15 protein-coding genes and 1 tRNA gene are annotated in these 14886 nt (G+C 65.7%); 6 read left to right on the forward strand and 10 right to left on the reverse strand.

What is annotated here, in order from left to right; all coding sequences use genetic code 11:
• Positions 1-84 precede the first annotated feature (84 nt).
• Positions 85-954: an endonuclease/exonuclease/phosphatase family protein gene (locus BMX57_RS05380; RefSeq protein WP_177175393.1), complete on the forward strand. Its 870-nt coding sequence runs from the start codon at positions 85-87 to the stop codon at positions 952-954.
• A gap of 1 nt (position 955) precedes the next feature.
• Here BMX57_RS05380 and BMX57_RS05385 read toward each other — a convergent pair whose 3' ends face one another.
• Complete coding sequence (locus tag BMX57_RS05385) at positions 956-1690, reverse strand: 5-formyltetrahydrofolate cyclo-ligase (RefSeq protein WP_229724202.1); 735 nt, start codon at positions 1688-1690, stop codon at positions 956-958.
• Between the two features lie 141 nt (positions 1691-1831).
• On the opposite strand from BMX57_RS05385, the gene BMX57_RS05390 reads away from it, so the two are divergent.
• A complete protein-coding gene (locus BMX57_RS05390) occupies positions 1832-1993 on the forward strand; it encodes a hypothetical protein (RefSeq protein ID WP_244892194.1) in 162 nt (53 codons plus the stop codon).
• Positions 1994-2003: 10 nt separating this feature from the next.
• Here BMX57_RS05390 and dddP read toward each other — a convergent pair whose 3' ends face one another.
• Positions 2004-3347 carry a dimethylsulfonioproprionate lyase DddP gene (gene dddP / locus BMX57_RS05395; protein WP_092363299.1) on the reverse strand — a complete coding sequence of 448 codons (1344 nt, stop codon included), beginning with the start codon at positions 3345-3347 and terminating at the stop codon, positions 2004-2006.
• A 125-nt stretch (positions 3348-3472) separates the two neighbouring features.
• On the opposite strand from dddP, the gene BMX57_RS05400 reads away from it, so the two are divergent.
• On the forward strand, positions 3473-4207 hold the full coding sequence (locus BMX57_RS05400) for a heme-dependent oxidative N-demethylase family protein (RefSeq protein WP_092363302.1): 735 nt from the start codon (positions 3473-3475) through the stop codon (positions 4205-4207).
• Between the two features lie 57 nt (positions 4208-4264).
• On the opposite strand, the gene BMX57_RS05405 is transcribed toward BMX57_RS05400, so the two are convergent.
• The 5 genes from BMX57_RS05405 to BMX57_RS05425 form a co-directional block, all read right to left on the reverse strand.
• Positions 4265-5173 carry a hypothetical protein gene (locus BMX57_RS05405; RefSeq protein WP_143057884.1) on the reverse strand — a complete coding sequence of 303 codons (909 nt, stop codon included), beginning with the start codon at positions 5171-5173 and terminating at the stop codon, positions 4265-4267.
• A gap of 195 nt (positions 5174-5368) precedes the next feature.
• On the reverse strand, positions 5369-6172 hold the full coding sequence (locus BMX57_RS05410) for a lytic murein transglycosylase (protein WP_092363309.1): 804 nt from the start codon (positions 6170-6172) through the stop codon (positions 5369-5371).
• A gap of 35 nt (positions 6173-6207) precedes the next feature.
• Entirely contained in the window at positions 6208-7044 is an 837-nt protein-coding gene (locus BMX57_RS05415; protein ID WP_092363312.1) for an amino acid ABC transporter substrate-binding protein, read from the reverse strand.
• 150 nt (positions 7045-7194) lie between these two features.
• On the reverse strand, positions 7195-8601 hold the full coding sequence (glnA, locus tag BMX57_RS05420) for a type I glutamate--ammonia ligase (RefSeq protein WP_092363315.1): 1407 nt from the start codon (positions 8599-8601) through the stop codon (positions 7195-7197).
• Positions 8602-8640: 39 nt separating this feature from the next.
• The gene (locus BMX57_RS05425) at positions 8641-8979 is read right to left on the reverse strand and encodes a P-II family nitrogen regulator (protein ID WP_092363318.1); all 339 of its coding nucleotides are present in this window, start codon (positions 8977-8979) and stop codon (positions 8641-8643) included.
• 174 nt (positions 8980-9153) lie between these two features.
• On the opposite strand from BMX57_RS05425, the gene BMX57_RS05430 reads away from it, so the two are divergent.
• On the forward strand, positions 9154-10812 hold the full coding sequence (locus tag BMX57_RS05430; protein ID WP_092363321.1) for an NAD(P)H-hydrate dehydratase: 1659 nt from the start codon (positions 9154-9156) through the stop codon (positions 10810-10812).
• Here BMX57_RS05430 and BMX57_RS05435 read toward each other — a convergent pair.
• Positions 10794-11300 carry a Hint domain-containing protein gene (locus BMX57_RS05435; RefSeq protein ID WP_092363325.1) on the reverse strand — a complete coding sequence of 169 codons (507 nt, stop codon included), beginning with the start codon at positions 11298-11300 and terminating at the stop codon, positions 10794-10796. The two genes, BMX57_RS05430 and BMX57_RS05435, sit on opposite strands and share 19 nt — an antisense overlap.
• A 197-nt stretch (positions 11301-11497) precedes the next feature.
• Here BMX57_RS05435 and BMX57_RS05440 point away from each other — a divergent pair.
• Positions 11498-11582 (forward strand) — tRNA-Leu (locus BMX57_RS05440).
• 143 nt (positions 11583-11725) lie between these two features.
• Here the strand turns inward: BMX57_RS05440 and BMX57_RS05445 are convergent.
• Positions 11726-12631 carry a LysM peptidoglycan-binding domain-containing protein gene (locus tag BMX57_RS05445; RefSeq protein ID WP_092363328.1) on the reverse strand — a complete coding sequence of 302 codons (906 nt, stop codon included), beginning with the start codon at positions 12629-12631 and terminating at the stop codon, positions 11726-11728.
• A 375-nt stretch (positions 12632-13006) separates the two neighbouring features.
• Between BMX57_RS05445 and BMX57_RS05450 the strand changes: the two genes are divergently transcribed.
• Positions 13007-13852, forward strand: a complete 846-nt coding sequence (locus tag BMX57_RS05450) for a helix-turn-helix domain-containing protein (RefSeq protein WP_177175394.1) — start codon at positions 13007-13009, stop codon at positions 13850-13852.
• A 347-nt stretch (positions 13853-14199) separates the two neighbouring features.
• Here BMX57_RS05450 and BMX57_RS05455 read toward each other — a convergent pair whose 3' ends face one another.
• Positions 14200-14865, reverse strand: coding sequence for a D-lyxose/D-mannose family sugar isomerase (locus tag BMX57_RS05455; RefSeq protein WP_092363334.1), 666 nt, complete (start codon positions 14863-14865; stop codon positions 14200-14202).
• Positions 14866-14886: the final 21 nt, after the last annotated feature.

Raw genomic sequence — 14886 nt, forward strand, 5'->3', positions numbered from 1 at the left:
TTGGCTTGGTCCCCGGGGTCAAATACTGTGCACGGGGTGGGGCGCTCTCAACCCTTGTGTCAGGGGCGTCACGGGAAGGTGAGGATGGGGCAGGCAATCCTGAAGGCGGCGGCGGTCGTGTTGTCGGTGCTGGTCGCGGCGAGTTATGGCGGTGCGCTACATCCGGCCGGTGACAGTCTTGCGGTGTTCCGGCTGCCGATGGCCGCGATGCTGGCGCTGGCGGTGATCTGGACGGACTGGCCGCGCCGGCTGCGCTGGCCGGTGGCCGGTGCCTGCCTGGTGATCCTGGGCGCGATGGTCTGGGCCAAGACCGCCCGCCCGGAACCCGGTCCGGTCACGGTCTATCAGAAGAACCTGTGGTTCGGGCTGCGCAACGTCGAGCCGCTGGCCCGCGACATTCTGGCCCGCGCGCCGGACGTTGTGACGTTGCAGGAGGTGTCGTCGCGCAACCGTGCGCTGATGGATCGGCTGCGCGCGGCCTATCCGCACCGCGTGTTCTGCCCCTTCACCAGCTGGGCCGGGGTTGCGGTGCTGTCGCGCCACCCGGTGCGCGCCCGTCACTGCGAAGAAGGGCAGGGACTGGCGGCGCTGCAGCTGGACATGCCGCAAGGGCCGGTCTGGGCGGTGTCGCTGCATTTGCACTGGCCCTGGCCGCATGGGCAGGGGCCGCAGCGCGACAGGCTGTTGCAGGTAATCGCCGGGCTGGAAGGGCCAGTGGTGATCGGCGGCGATTTCAACATGGTGCCCTGGGGCTATTCCGTGCGGGCCATCGCCGCGGCCGGTGGGGCGCGTCGGACGCGTCCGGTGTCGCCGACCTTTACGATTCATGACCGCGACGTCCCGTTGCTCATCGACCACGTTCTGGCCCCGCGCGGCGGCGCGGCCGAGCGGTTGCCGCGGCTGGGCTCGGACCATTACGGTGTGTTGGGGCGGGTTTGGCTGTCGCGCGAGTGACTCAGTCGATGGGCCATGTGGTGCCATCGCCCAGCACGACGTGATCCATCGGGATATCCCAGGGCATCGGATAGATCGTGGGCATTGCCGCAAATTCCTGTCCGATGCCGATGGTCAGCGGCTTGGGATCCTGCACCGCCAGGGTCCGGTCGTAATAGCCGCCGCCATTGCCCAGCCGGTAACCCTGGGAATCGACCCCCAGCACCGGCGCGATCACGACATCCGGGGTCAGCCAGTCGCCGCCGGACGGGATCGGGATGTTCCACACCCCGCGTTCCATCGCGCAGCGCGGGGTCCATTCGCGGAAGCGGACCGGGGCGTCGCGCGTCACGACAACCGGCAGGGCGATCCGGGCGCCGGCGGACTGGGCCGACGCCATCCAGCCCCGCAGATCCAGCTCCGCGCGGATCGGCCAATAGGCGGCGATCACCAGCCCCGGTTTCGGCGAAACGATCCGGTCCAGCGCTTCGGCGATGGTTTCGGCCTGCCGGGCGCGCGCGTCCTGATCCTGGGCACGGCGCAAGTCCAGAAGCCGGGCGCGCTCGGCCTTGCGGAACCGGTTCACGTCGCGCCAGGTGGCGGGGTCGACGGGAAAACCGTTGACCAGATCATGAGCGAAGCAGGGGGCATCGCCCGGCATGTCATCATCCGTGGAGGTCATCTCACCCCGTCCGTCCAGCGCCGTCGCCGCAGCGTCGCCGGGATCGTGCCCAGGTGCAACCGGCAGAATTTTCATCACGATTCCTGATGTTATGGCGCACAAACATTCGATTTAATCATTTATCGGAAACGCCCATGTGGAGAGCTGCAACCACGTGAGCGAACAGGAGAGACGCCCATGACCTCGCAGACACAAACATCCCGCAGTCCGGGCTCCATGCCGATGTTGGCCGTCCTTCTGGCCGCCTTGGCCGGTTTCGCCGTCGGGCAGGGCTGGTCGGCCATGCCGCAATCGGATGGATACGATGCCCAACCCGCCGCGATCGCGCCGGTCGAGGACTGGCACGGCAACGTGCGGCGTTCGCATTGGGGCAGGTAGGCCGCGCGCGTCACGCCAACCCCATAAGCCTTTCGTCGAACGGGTAGGTGGAGAGGTTCTCGAAACCGTCCTCGGTGATCAGCACCTGATCCTCCAGCTTGATCGAGAAATCGCCGCCGACCTCGCCCACGGCGGCCTCGACGCACAGCACCATGCCCGGCTCCAGCGCATAGTCGAAGGCGCCGGGTACCGCCTTGTCGGGATAGGCCACCAGGGGCCACTCGTCGCACAGGCCGACCCCGTGCATCAGGCAGCCGTATTTCTGGGCCTGGAATTTCTCGTCCAGCCGGTGCGTGTTGGCCGTCAGCTCGGGGATCGTGACGCCGGGCCGCAGCATCTGCATGTTGGTCATGATGTGCTCATGGGCATGGCGCATGGCATAGACCATGTCGGGACGCGGAGGCCGGTCGCCGACCCACCAGGTGCGGCTGATGTCGATGCAGATGCCGTAGGCGCCGATCAGGTCGGTGTCGAAGGCGATGATCTCGTTGGCCCGGGTGATCCTTGGCCCGCATTCCTGGAACCACGGGTTGGTGCGCGGGCCGCTGGACAGAAGCCGCGTCTCGATCCATTCGCCGCCGCGGCGCACGTTCTCGGCATGCAGCACGGCCCAGATGTCGTTCTCGGTGGTGCGTCCGTCGCCGACATTGGCGCGGGCGAAATCCTCCATCGCACGCACCGCCGTCTCGCAGGCATGGTTGGCGCAACGCATGGCCAGGATCTCGTCGGGGCCCTTGACCGCGCGGGCCTTCTCGGTCAGCTCCTCGCCCTCCATGATCTCGAAGCCCTGCGCCTCGAGCGCGCGCAGCCCGTGCACCATGATCTTGTCGACGGCCAGCCGCCGGTTGCCGCCGCCATGCGCGCGGATCAGGTCCTGCACCTCGGCCGCGAAGTCCGATGCCGCCTGCATCCCCTTGTCGCCGGTGGAGAAATAGAACAGCGATGCACCCGAGCGTTGCTCGCGGACCAGCGGATTGAAGGTCGAGAGGAAGGGCGCGTTCTTGTAGTCCCAGATCACCATGTGGCCATCGGCACAGACCAGCACCGCGCGAAACGGATTGTGGGTGTTCCACAGCTGCATGTTGGTGGAGTCGGTGGCATAGCGGATGTTCAACGGGTCGAACATGAGAAGCCCGCCATAGTCCCGCGCCACGATGTGCCGGGTCAGCCTGTCCCAGCGATAGGTCCGCATCCGCTCGAGATTGGGCAGGTCCAGCCCGGCGGCGGCCCATTCGTCGAAGGCCCGCCGGGTCGGGCCGATCTCGATCCGGTCGCCGTCATTGGGGCTGCCGTCGCCCAGGGTGGCGCCCCGGGTCGGGTCGATCTTGCGGGTGTCGCGAAAATGGCGGTTCATGGCGGGCCCCTCGGGATGATCCGCTCAGACTGGCCCGGGCGCTGTGTGGCGTCGAATGTGAATGCGACCCCGGGCCATGTCGTTTTCGGGCCGACATGCGGGCGGGTGGGTGCTATGCGAGGGGAATGGCCGAGATCCTGCAGACCACGCTGCCCTATGACCCGTTCACGCCCCGCCCGCTGCCGGGGATTGCGCCGCTGGATCCGGGCGACTGGCTGCATCGGGACGAGGCCTTTGCCGGGCAATTGGCGCGCCGCGATGTCCTTCTAGCAGATCGCCGGGCCGAGGTCCTGGCGCTGGACCCCGAGGCTGCGGACCCGGCGCAGGAGGTTCTGGACCTGGCCCTGGAGCAGGCCTATCCGGGTGCCGGGGCGGGGGTTGTGCGGCCCGACGGTGTGCGAGTGGCTGTGGACCGCGCCGACCCGCTGGGCACGCTGGGACGGCTGGTGCAGGAGGATATCTGCATCCTGCAGAAGCGCGGTGACGAGCATGTGCTGACCGGCGCGGTGCTGTGTTTTCCGGCCAGTTGGACGCTGGAAGAGAAATTCCTGCGCCCGCTGACCGGCATCCACGAGCCGGTGGACAGCTATGACGCCGGGATCGCCCGGCGGGTGCAGCGGTTGTTCGACGGGGTACGGTCCGGGCGGCCGCTCTGGCGGTTCAACGCGCTGTGGTATGACGACCCCGAGCTGCATCAGCCGCGCAGCGCGGCGCAGAGGCGGGACCGGGTTGACCCCGAGCGCGCCGGATATCTACGTAGCGAACGTCAGTGCATCCTGCGTCTGCCGCGCAGCAACGCGGTGGTCTTCTCGATCCACACCTATGTCCTGGCGCGGGCCTCGCTGGCCGAGCGGCAATGAAAAACCGCCCTGCCGCAGTGGCAGGGCGGCGGGCCGTGCCCCGGCCGAAATCCCGGCTCAGAGCGGGATTGCTTGCATCACGCCTGCCACGGCGCCGGTGCTGTGCAGAACCACAATTGCGCTGGTGAACGAGAGCACCTGGGTGTTGAGGCGGAAATCCTCGCCCCGGATCAGGTTGACCGCGGCCATCGCGATCGCCACCGGCGCCGACAGAAATGCCAGGCATCCGGTCATGCCCCAGCTGCTCAGGCGCAGCAGGTCGCGTTCGGTCGGCTGCACCGTCGAGGCGTCGATCTCGGCGGGGTGCGGCTCGGACCGGAAGGCCAGCGCCAGCGCCTCTTCGTCGCTCAGCATGACAAGCCCGGTCTGGCCGCCATAGGGCGCGCTGCCCATGATCCGCTCGTAGCGGGTGTCGAGCGCGGGCTCGGTTTCCTCGATCGGGGCGAAGCGTTCGCCGTTGGCATAGAGGATCTGCTTGCAGCCGCGCACCTTGCGCGGGGTCACGTTGGAGAAGGCACCCAGGAACTGTTCGATGGTCAACTGGACATCGGGCTCCAGCCATTCGATCGCCTCGGCGGAGTAGATGTCGACCATGCGGTAGAGCATCACCACCAGAAGCAGTTCGGACACGTCACGATTGTCCAGTTCCTCGGCCACCGCGGTCAGGGTGATGACCGCCCGGCTCTGGCCGCTGGGCGGTTTCGGCCGGCGGTGACGGTTCAGCCCCGCGGCCTCGTCCAGCGCCACGACACGATCCTGTGCCGGGGTCTGGGTGTCCACGGTGATCCGGGCATGATACTGGCTGGTGACGATGCGGGCCTCGCGGTCGTCGGTGATCGACTGGCGGTCGACCGGGTGGCCGTAATCCTCCAGCGTGGCCGAGACGATCCGGCAGAAACGGTCCAGGGCGCCGTCCTCGTTGCCCTGGAAGACCAAGCCGCCGTGATAACTGCCTCCTTGTGTCACAGTTCTTCTCCTTTGCCTGTATCCCGGCGATCAGCCTAAGGGCCGATCACGGTGAGATTGGGGCCGAAACGGTTAATTCCGGGGGCAGTCCAGCCGGCGGGCAAAGATTGGCCACGGAACGGAAACCGGTGCATTTTATAGTTGTTTGCGTGAATTGCGGCGGGAATCGGGCAATGAGGTGCCGATCCTGCGGCGTCACCCGTCGATGCGGGCGGCCATGATGGCGATGGCCTGCTGGTAGACGGTGGCCGCATTCCACTGTTTTATAACGCTGAAATTGGGTTCTCCGGGCTGATATCCGGCCCCGGGGCGCCACCCCTTCTTGCGCAAGAAATTGCCGGTCGAGGCCAGGGCGTCGGTGATGTTGTAGAAATCGACCCGGCCATCTCCGGTTGCGTCCACGCCGTAGGTCAGGGCATTTCCGGGCAGGAACTGCGTGTGACCCAGCTCGCCATGCTTGGCGCCCAGTGTGGCCGAGGTGATCGTGCCGCGGTCGACCAGCTTCAGCGCGCCGATGGCGTGCGGGACGAAGAAATCCGAGCGGCGGCAATCATAGGCCAGCGTCACGATGGCCGAGACCAACTGGCTGTCGCCCATGAACCCGCCGAACCCCGTCTCCATGCCGTGAATGGCCAAAAGGATGCCGGCGGGAACACCGAACTGCCGTTCTAGCGCGGCATAGTATTGCGGATTGCGGGCCTTGCGGCTGCGTCCTTGCGCCACGATCGTGTCGGCACCCCGGATCTGCATGAATTTCTGCAGGCTGTAGCGAAAGCTCTTCTGGTTGCGGTCGGCGGCAATGGTGCGGCTGGCATAGCGTGCCTGCGCCAGCGCCTGAAGCCCGGCCCGGCCGACCCCGGCGCGCTGCGCCTCGGCGGCGAAGTCACGTTTCCAGGTCTCGAACCCGGCGCCGGTATTGCCGCAGGGGGCCGCAGCTGCGGCGCCGGCGCTCAGGCCGATGGTGAGGGTCAGGGAGGCAATCAGGCCGGTCAATCGCATCGGAACTCTCCGGAACAGGGGCAGGTCGGGTGGGATCAGCGCAGGGTGGGCGCGATGAGATACATCGCCTCGAGCGCCGGACCCGGGCGGATGCCGGGCAGCGCCTCGCGGAAGATCTCGCGCATGGTGCCATCGGCATAGAGCTCGGACAGGACGGTGTCGACGAACAGGCGGAACTCGGTATCGCCGCGCGCCATCGCCAGGCCCTGTTTCTCGACCGTCAGGATCTGGTCGGACATCTTGAACTCCTCGGACATCTGCGCCGAGACGAAATTGACCAGCAGGATCGACTGGTCCGCGAAATAGGCGTCCAGCGCGCCATCGATCATCGCCTGGAACCCGGCCGGGTGGGCCTGGAAGGGGATCAGCTCGGCCTCGATGCCCGCATTCTCGAAGGAATTGCGCACGGCTTCCTCGGTCGTAGTGCCGGAGCGGAACCCGACTCTCTTGCCGGCCAGGTCCGAGAGGTTCTCGCCGGCGTCCCTGGGTACCACCAGCGATGCGCCATCGACATAGACGGGCACCGAGAAATCCACGATCTCGCGCCGGGGCAGGGTGATGGTGGCGGCGCCGCACAGCAGGTCCAGTTCCCCGGACGCCACCTTGTCGAAACGCTCATCGGCGCTGACCGAGATGAAATTCGCGGTCAGCTCCTCGATCTCGAGCACATCTGCCAGGGCCTGGGCGATCCGGTCGCAGATCGCCGGGGTATAGCCGTCGGGCTGGCCATCGGCCCCGACGAAGGACAGTGGCGCGGCATCGGGGCGGATGCCGAAATTGACCGCGCCTGTCTGCTTGATCCGATCAAGCGTCTGGGCGGAAGCCCCGCAGGCCAGAAGCGTCGCGGCCAGGGCGAGAAGGGTCTTGCGCATCGATACCCCCGAGCTGGATCGTTCGCGACCAGCTTATTGACGCGGGGTGAAGTCACAAGGGGAAATGCGTGCGCGCCCCGCGGCACCGGTGCTAAACGAAAGGGGCGCCCCGCAAGGGACGCCCCGAAGCCATGTGATGCGGTGACCCGCCTAGCAGCTGTAATACAGGCCGTATTCCACCGGGTGCGGGGTGTGCTCGTAAAGCTCGACTTCTTCCATCTTGAGCGCGATGTAGCCGGCGATCTGGTCCTTGGTGAACACGTCGCCCTGCAGCAGGAAGTCGTGATCGGCGGCCAGCGCGTCCAGCGCCTCGCGCAGGGATCCGCAGACGGTGGGGATGCCCTCGAGCTCTTCGGCCGGCAGGTCGTAGAGGTTCTTGTCCATCGCCTCGCCGGGGTCGATCTTGTTCTTGATCCCGTCGAGCCCGGCCATCAGCAGCGCCGCGAAGGCCAGGTAGGGGTTGGCCGAGGGATCGGGGAACCGCGCCTCGACCCGCTTGGCCTTGGGGCTTTCGGTCCACGGGATGCGCACGCAGCCCGAGCGGTTGCGGGCCGAATAGGCGCGCAGCACCGGCGCCTCGAAGCCCGGGATCAGCCGCTTGTAGCTGTTGGTCGACGGGTTGGTGAAGGCGTTCAGCGTCTTGGCGTGCTTGAGGATGCCGCCGATGAAATAGAGCGCCTCGTCGCTGAGATCGGCATATTTGTCGCCCGCAAAGAGCGGCTTGCCGTCCTTCCAGATCGACATGTTCACATGCATGCCGGTGCCATTGTCGCCGGCGATGGGCTTGGGCATGAAGGTGGCCGACTTGCCATAGGCGTGGGCCACGTTGTGGATCACGTATTTGTATTTCTGCAGCTCGTCGGCCTGTTTGGTCAGGCTGTCGAAGATCAGCCCCAGCTCGTGCTGGCAGCTGGCGACCTCGTGGTGGTGCTTGTCCACCTTCATGCCGAGCCGCTTCATGGTGCTGAGCATCTCCGAGCGCAGGTCCTGGCTTTCGTCGGTCGGGTTCACCGGAAAATACCCGCCCTTGACGCCCGGGCGATGGCCCATGTTGCCCATCTCGTACTCGGTGTCGGTGTTCCACGAGGCGTCGGTGGCGTCGACCTCGTAGGAGACCTTGTTGATCGAGTTGGAGTAGCGCACGTCGTCGAACAGGAAGAACTCGGCCTCGGGGCCGAAGAACGCGCTGTCGCCGATGCCCGAGGACTTGAGATAGGCCTCGGCTTTTTCGGCGGTGCCGCGGGGATCGCGCTCGTAGGATTCGCCGGTATCGGGCTCGACCACCGAGCAATGCAGGCAGATGGTCTTTTCGGCATAGAACGGATCGACATAGGCGCTGTCGGTGTCGGGCATCAGCTTCATGTCCGAGGCCTCGATCGACTTCCACCCGGCGATCGAGGAGCCGTCGAACATGAAGCCCTCTTCCAGGAAGTCCTCGTCGACCAGATCGGCCACGATGGTCACGTGCTGCAGCTTGCCGCGCGGGTCGGTGAAGCGGATGTCGACATATTCCGCGTCTTCTTCCTTGATCAACTCAAGAACTGCGTCCTTGCTCATTTTTGTCGGTCCTTTTCGACTTAATTCGGAATTTCGGGGTTACAGCGCATCCGGGCCGGTCTCGCCGGTCCGGATGCGGATGGCCTGTTCGACAGTGGAGACGAAGATCTTGCCGTCGCCGATCTTGTCGGTCTTGGCGGCGTCCACGATGGCCTCGATGGCGGCGTCGACCTGATCGTCGTCCAGCACCACCTCGATCTTCACCTTGGGCAGGAAATCCACCACGTATTCGGCGCCGCGGTAGAGCTCGGTATGGCCCTTCTGGCGGCCGAAGCCCTTGACCTCGATCACGCTCAGCCCCTGGACGCCGACATCCTGCAAGGCCTCTTTGACCTCATCGAGCTTGAAGGGTTTTATGATCGCTTCGATCTTCTTCATGGCGGGCACTCCTCGCTGCCTTGTCGCGGTCGTCAAAACATGACCGAATGGGGCGCGACAATCCGATTGCGGCGCAGCGCCCGGCACCGCGCCGCGAAATCGGGCGGCCGGTGAGGAATTGGGCGGGTTGCACAAAAAACGGGCGGAAGTGAATCGAAGGGGATGCGAGGGGTCATGACGGAGGTGCTGAGCGCGGCCCAGATGCGGGCCATCGAAGGCGCGGCGATCGCGTCGGGCGAGGTCAGCGGGCTGCAGCTGATGGAGCAGGCCGGGTCGGGCGTCGTCGAGGCGGTGCTGGCGGCCTGGCCCGGGCTGGATCGCGGGCGGGGGCCAGCCCCCACACCCCCGGGATATTTCCAGCAAGAGGAAGCGGATGCGCCGCGGGTGCTGGTCCTGTGCGGGCCCGGCAACAATGGCGGCGACGGGTTCGTGGTGGCGCGGCTGCTGGCGCGACGCGGCTGGCGGGTCGCGCTGTTCCTGTTCGGCAATCCGCAGCGCCTGCCGCCCGATGCCAGGGCGAATTGCGACCGTTGGGCAGAGATCGGACCGATCGGCGATCTGTCGGCGCCCGACGCGCTGGCGGAGATCCCGGCGCCGGACCTGATCGTGGATGGCCTGTTCGGCACCGGCCTGGTCCGTCCCGTCGAAGGGGGGCTGGCGCAGGTGGTTCGGTCGCTGGCGGATCTGAAGGTGCGCGCGGGCGGCCGGGTCGTGGCGATCGACATCCCCTCGGGCCTTTGTGCCGACAGCGGGCGGGCGCTGGGAGAGTTGGTCACGGCGGACCTGACGGTGAGTTTCCATCGCGCCAAGCGCGGTCACTACCTGGACGAGGGGCCGGAACGGTGCGGTCGGGTCGTAGTATGCCCGATCGGTCTGGATCCGAAATGGGACGCGCAGGCGGAGGGCCCGCTGGTCCGGATCGCCGCGCCGGAGGTCTTGCGGCTGGGCAAGACAGCGGCGGGGCACAAGTACAGCCAGGGACATGCGTTGGTCCTGACCGGCGGCGCGGGAAAGACCGGCGCGGCGCGGCTGGCGGCGCGCGCGGCGCTTCGGGTCGGGGCCGGTCTGGTGACGCTGGGGGTGCCGCCCGCGGCACAGATGGAGGTGGCGAGCCAGATTTCGGCGCTGATGCTGCGGCGGGTGGACGGGCCGGACGGGTTGGACGCGGCGCTGCAGGACGCACGGGTCAACGCGATCTGCCTGGGGCCTGGCCTGGGCCTGGAGCGGGCGCGGGAGCTGGTGCCGACCGCGCTGCGCGTCCCGGCCGAAGAGCCGGGACCTCTGGTCGGCGACCCGGGGTCAGGTCCGGCGCGGGCGGTGGTTCTGGATGCGGATGCGCTGACCACCCATGCGGAGGCGCCCGAGGATCTGTTCGCGCTGCTCCACGGCGGCTGCGTCCTGACCCCGCATGGTGGCGAGTTCGCGCGGCTGTTTCCGGACATCGCCGAAAGGTTGCGCCGGCCGGCACCAAGGGGCCCGGCCTATTCCAAGGTCGATGCCACAACCGCGGCGGCCGCGCGGGCGGGATGTGTCGTTCTGTTAAAGGGGCCGGACACGGTGATCGCGGCGCCGGACGGGCGGTGCAGCATCCATTCGGCCCAGTATGATCGAGCCGCCCCTTGGCTGGCCACGGCGGGGTCGGGAGACGTGCTGGCGGGTCTTGTAACCGGGCTGTTGGCGCGTGGGTTCGATCCGTTCCGGGCGGCCGAGACCGGCGCCTGGCTGCACGTGCAATCCGCCTTGCGGTTCGGGCCGGGCCTGATCGCCGAGGACCTGCCCGAGCAATTGCCGGGGGTCTTTCGCGACCTCGGCGTTCAGGCCGCGACGGGCTGAGCCGCGCGGCCGGGCACGGACAGTTCCAGCCCGCCGGCATAGATCACGTGCGGGGCGTCGAACCGCAGCTCTGCCACGGCGATCTCGCGCAGGCCCAGATCCAGGACATATTCGCCATCGACCAGCGCACCGGCCGGCACCAGCGCGCGGTCGCGGCCGAACATCGCCCGTGCGCGCCAGTCGCGGATCAGGACCGGCTGACCCGCGGGCAGGATCAGATCGTGCTCGGGCCGCAGATCGCCCAGCGATCCCGCCGCGATCCGGACCGCGTGACATTGCCGGACGTGGTGCCGACAGTGCATGACTGACACCAGCCCCGCATCGCGGGTGATGATCCGCTGACCGGGCCGGATCCGCTCTACCGGAGTTTCGCCGGCCTGGGTGAGGACCTGCGTTCCGGCCAGCAGACCCGCCTCGGCACCTGTGCCGGCGGCGACTTCGGTCGCAGGGCGGGAATCGACGACTGTCGGGGCGGTTTCGGATCTCATGGCGGCCTCGCTGCGCTGCTTGACGCATACTTTCGCCGGAATGTGGCAGGACCATGCAGATCGGGTGGCAATTTGTGTGCGGATCCGCCCTCGCGGAGCGCCCTCGCGCGTCCAGAGCGGCGCTTTTCCCCTCGCGCTCGGCGGCGAGCTTTGCTATTCAGCGCGACACCTGACGGGCCAACGCCCGGAGGTTGCGTGCGGGTGTGGCGGAATTGGTAGACGCACCAGATTTAGGTTCTGGCGCCGCAAGGCGTGGGGGTTCAAGTCCCTTCACCCGCACCAGCTTGATTTCAATGAAAACCCCTTGTTTCCAGGTCATCCCCTGTCGGTCAAATATGCTGGTTTGGACGCTCGGCTAGACAATTTCGTGTTCTGTTCGCGGGTCTGGGGGGCCTTCGACATCCTTTGGACTCCCCGTTTCCGTCCTAGGCCGGCATCGCCTCCAGCGCCTTGGTAAGCTTCAGCGCACGTCCCTGGGCGTCCTTGGCCAAGCGGGTCAGTTCCGAAACCGTCTTCTCGAGGCCCTTGATCGCGGTGAACAACTCTGCATTGCGCTTGCCGTATTCGATCTTCACCTTGTTCGCCTTGGTTTTCAGTTCACGCACCGGATCCCAGGCCAGCGCTTCGCCGACTGATTTGCCGTTCCAGAGCGCGACGAGGCCCTTGGCCCAGAAGGAAGGGTTCATCACCGACATGCCGACCTCCGCCGCATAGGCGACGCGCTTTCCGACCTCGGACACGTCCTTGTCTTTGTTGAGGTATTCGATACCCTTTTTCGCTGCACTATCCTTGATCGGTTTCTTCGCCATGTCCTTGGCGATCCCCGCCGCCTCCTTGTTGATCGCAACCAGTTCCTTTCCGGTGGCCTTTGCGGCCAGCGACGACCGTCTGGCGATGGCACCGAGGCCCACGAACATGGTCGCCACCGTGTTGATGGTATCAACCGTGACGAGCAGTCCGTCGATGTCCTTCGCCGCCTTCTCGATTTCCTTCACCATCATGTCGCAGTATTTTTGGTTGTTCTTGTATTGCTTCATGGCGACGGCCGCCTTGCGCGACAAGTCGTCTGCCTTGATCAGAAGGCCCGCCGACAGGTCGCGTTCGGCCTGGGCCTGCGCGCGGTAGAGATCGACCTGCAGCATTTCCGCCTTGGTCTGCGGAATGACCAGAACATCCCCCGCCGCCAGCGCGTCAGGCGACTTGCGTTTTTTGCGCAGCACCTTGTTGTAGTCGTGGTACCAGATGTCGCCGCCAGAAGCGTGGCCATAGCCCTTCGCGATCTTTTCGAGGTTCTCGCCCTTCTTCACCTTGTGCTTGCGTTGCTTCGCCATGTGTCCTCCAAGGCCGGTACTTGTGCCAGGTGACGGGGATGAACAGCACTGCGTGTGTCGCGGCGGTTTTTTCCGCGTTGCATCGGTCTGGCGTCCCTTGCACTCCCCGGCACCGTCCAAATGCGGGCCAGATTGCGTCTCGCATCAGTCTATGCCTTGCCAGAATCGCCTGAATTGTAAAAACTGGCCATCGCTCGTGCCCGAGGCAGCGTAATCCCGGGGCAGAGGCGCTCCGGATCACACTGTTCAGCAGGGCAGCTTGTCATCGCCTCGCAGTGGCGACGTTGACGACATCGTATCCGGATGGAAACCGACACGGGCAAACACCATTCCCACCACCCGGAGGGTTGGCGGGCGCAACACTGGGACGAGTCCATGACGACGGCTCCCGATCTCTACAGGGTCTACCCGCCACATCCGGCGGTCGCATCTATTGTCGAGCGCTTCCTCTACGCAGACATCAATGACGGCGTGGATTACCAGATCCGGCCGTTCCCGACCGGGCGCTGTTTCATTGGCTTCGTGTTTCGCGATCCGATCTCATCCCAGCGCGGGACGCACATGACAAGCACCAGCGGGTTCCATTTCTGCGGTCATGTCGAAGAGGATGACATCAATGTGCACTACAGCGGTGAAATCGGTCATATCATGGCCGAACTCAAGCCCGCCGGCCTGATGCGGCTGTTCGGGATTCCAGCAATCGAGATCAATGGGCTTTCAGTCGATATCCGCGACTTTCTGCCTCGGCGCGCGGTCAGCCGAATGCTCGATCGTGTCGGCAGGGCGCGGAGCCGCGCCTCGCGTATCGCAGCTTTCTCCCGGATGCTGCTGGAACAGCTGGGTACTCAACCTGACAAGAGATCCATCATCGGTTCGGTGGCCGCCGAGATCGACCGCAAGCACGGGCGGATCAAGGTGAAGGATCTTGCCGACCGCTTCGAAATCCCGCAACGCACACTTACACGACAGTTCACGGAAACCGTCGGCCTCGCCCCAAAACGCTATGCGACCATCGCCCGGCTCAACGGTACGATACGTCAATTGAGCACCGGACGGCCTCCTACGCTCGCCAAGGTTGCGGCCGACAACGGATACTTTGACGAAGCGCATATGTCGCACGATTTCACCCGCTATTTCGGCATGAGCCCCGCGCGCTTTGTCGAAGCGCGCAACGCGATGATACTTTCCTATGCCGGGGCGACTCCACTGGACACACTCTAGGCAACAGCCCCGGGACTCAGGCCTGAGACGGGATAGGTTGGTAGCTGCGTCGGAAAAGACGGTGCCCGGGTTCAGAGTCCAGGGTTACTTCAGGACTACGGCTGTCGGCAGGGGAGTCCGCCGAACCGCAAAAGCGCTTCGCGGATAAGAAGCAGACAAAGCGTTCTGAGGGGTGCCGGCAACGCCGAAACCAGACAATCACCCGCGCAACTCTTTGTTTCGGCGTCTGGTTGAATTGGCAAGTCATTGAAAACATAGCTATCGCATGAGAGCGCAGGTTCCGCGCCGCAAGGTGTGGAGGTCAAGAATCCTTTTACGCGCATCAACGAATCGGCCGCTTGCCGGGTTTAGTAGTCCGAAACCAGCAGGCGGTCGGGCGCTGCGTCTTCCTCGACTTGGCTGAATCGCGGGATCGGTTGTTCGAACACGTTGTCGGTGCGGTCGTCGTTCACGGTCGAGACCTCGCCCACCAGGCAGTCGCCACCTTCGGCCCAGAAGGCGTGCCAGATGCCGGGCATCAGGGTCACGCTCTGCCCCGGTTTCAGCCGAAGATGGCCGCCGGCTTGCAGGGTCACGGGAACGCCGTCCGAGGGAACAGTCACGTCCGAGTGGCGGTCGATGCCGCCATTCTCGTCGGGCGCCCAGAGCTCCAGCACCAGGTCGCCGCCGCCGCGGTTGATGATGTCCTCGGCCTTGATGTTGTGGCGGTGCATCGGCGAGAGCTGACGATCGCGGGTGATCATGACCTTTTCGGCATAGAGCATGCCCTTGCCCGAGCCCAGATCGGCCACCGTGCCGTTGCGGATGGTGAACAGGAACAGTCCCATCTCGGCAAAGCGGCCCTGGCCGTAATCGGTGATGTCCCAGCCCAGGCCGCGGGCGCGGATCATCTCGGCCTCGGGTCCGCGCAGGCGTTCGGGGGACCAATAGGCGAAAGGCGGCAGGATCGCGCCGTGGCTGCGGATGAAGGCATCGCTTTCGGCGATGATCTCGTTGATTTCAGAGCGTTTCATGGAATGTGTCCCGGTGCGGTG

Source organism: Cribrihabitans marinus (assembly GCF_900109035.1).
Classification (GTDB): domain Bacteria; phylum Pseudomonadota; class Alphaproteobacteria; order Rhodobacterales; family Rhodobacteraceae; genus Cribrihabitans; species Cribrihabitans marinus.

What these genes read in the sequence shown, in the direction of transcription:
- dddP (WP_092363299.1), bottom strand. Translation starts at nt 3,347, where the DNA reads ATGAACCGCCATTTTCGCGACACCCGCAAGATCGACCCGACCCGGGGC.
- BMX57_RS05450 (WP_177175394.1), top strand. Translation starts at nt 13,007, where the DNA reads ATGACGACGGCTCCCGATCTCTACAGGGTCTACCCGCCACATCCGGCG.
- BMX57_RS05385 (WP_229724202.1), bottom strand. Translation starts at nt 1,690, where the DNA reads ATGAAAATTCTGCCGGTTGCACCTGGGCACGATCCCGGCGACGCTGCG.
- BMX57_RS05380 (WP_177175393.1), top strand. Translation starts at nt 85, where the DNA reads ATGGGGCAGGCAATCCTGAAGGCGGCGGCGGTCGTGTTGTCGGTGCTG.
- BMX57_RS05445 (WP_092363328.1), bottom strand. Translation starts at nt 12,631, where the DNA reads ATGGCGAAGCAACGCAAGCACAAGGTGAAGAAGGGCGAGAACCTCGAA.
- BMX57_RS05415 (WP_092363312.1), bottom strand. Translation starts at nt 7,044, where the DNA reads ATGCGCAAGACCCTTCTCGCCCTGGCCGCGACGCTTCTGGCCTGCGGG.
- BMX57_RS05435 (WP_092363325.1), bottom strand. Translation starts at nt 11,300, where the DNA reads ATGAGATCCGAAACCGCCCCGACAGTCGTCGATTCCCGCCCTGCGACC.
- BMX57_RS05390 (WP_244892194.1), top strand. Translation starts at nt 1,832, where the DNA reads ATGCCGATGTTGGCCGTCCTTCTGGCCGCCTTGGCCGGTTTCGCCGTC.
- BMX57_RS05430 (WP_092363321.1), top strand. Translation starts at nt 9,154, where the DNA reads ATGACGGAGGTGCTGAGCGCGGCCCAGATGCGGGCCATCGAAGGCGCG.
- BMX57_RS05410 (WP_092363309.1), bottom strand. Translation starts at nt 6,172, where the DNA reads ATGCGATTGACCGGCCTGATTGCCTCCCTGACCCTCACCATCGGCCTG.
- BMX57_RS05455 (WP_092363334.1), bottom strand. Translation starts at nt 14,865, where the DNA reads ATGAAACGCTCTGAAATCAACGAGATCATCGCCGAAAGCGATGCCTTC.
- glnA (WP_092363315.1), bottom strand. Translation starts at nt 8,601, where the DNA reads ATGAGCAAGGACGCAGTTCTTGAGTTGATCAAGGAAGAAGACGCGGAA.
- BMX57_RS05425 (WP_092363318.1), bottom strand. Translation starts at nt 8,979, where the DNA reads ATGAAGAAGATCGAAGCGATCATAAAACCCTTCAAGCTCGATGAGGTC.
- BMX57_RS05400 (WP_092363302.1), top strand. Translation starts at nt 3,473, where the DNA reads ATGGCCGAGATCCTGCAGACCACGCTGCCCTATGACCCGTTCACGCCC.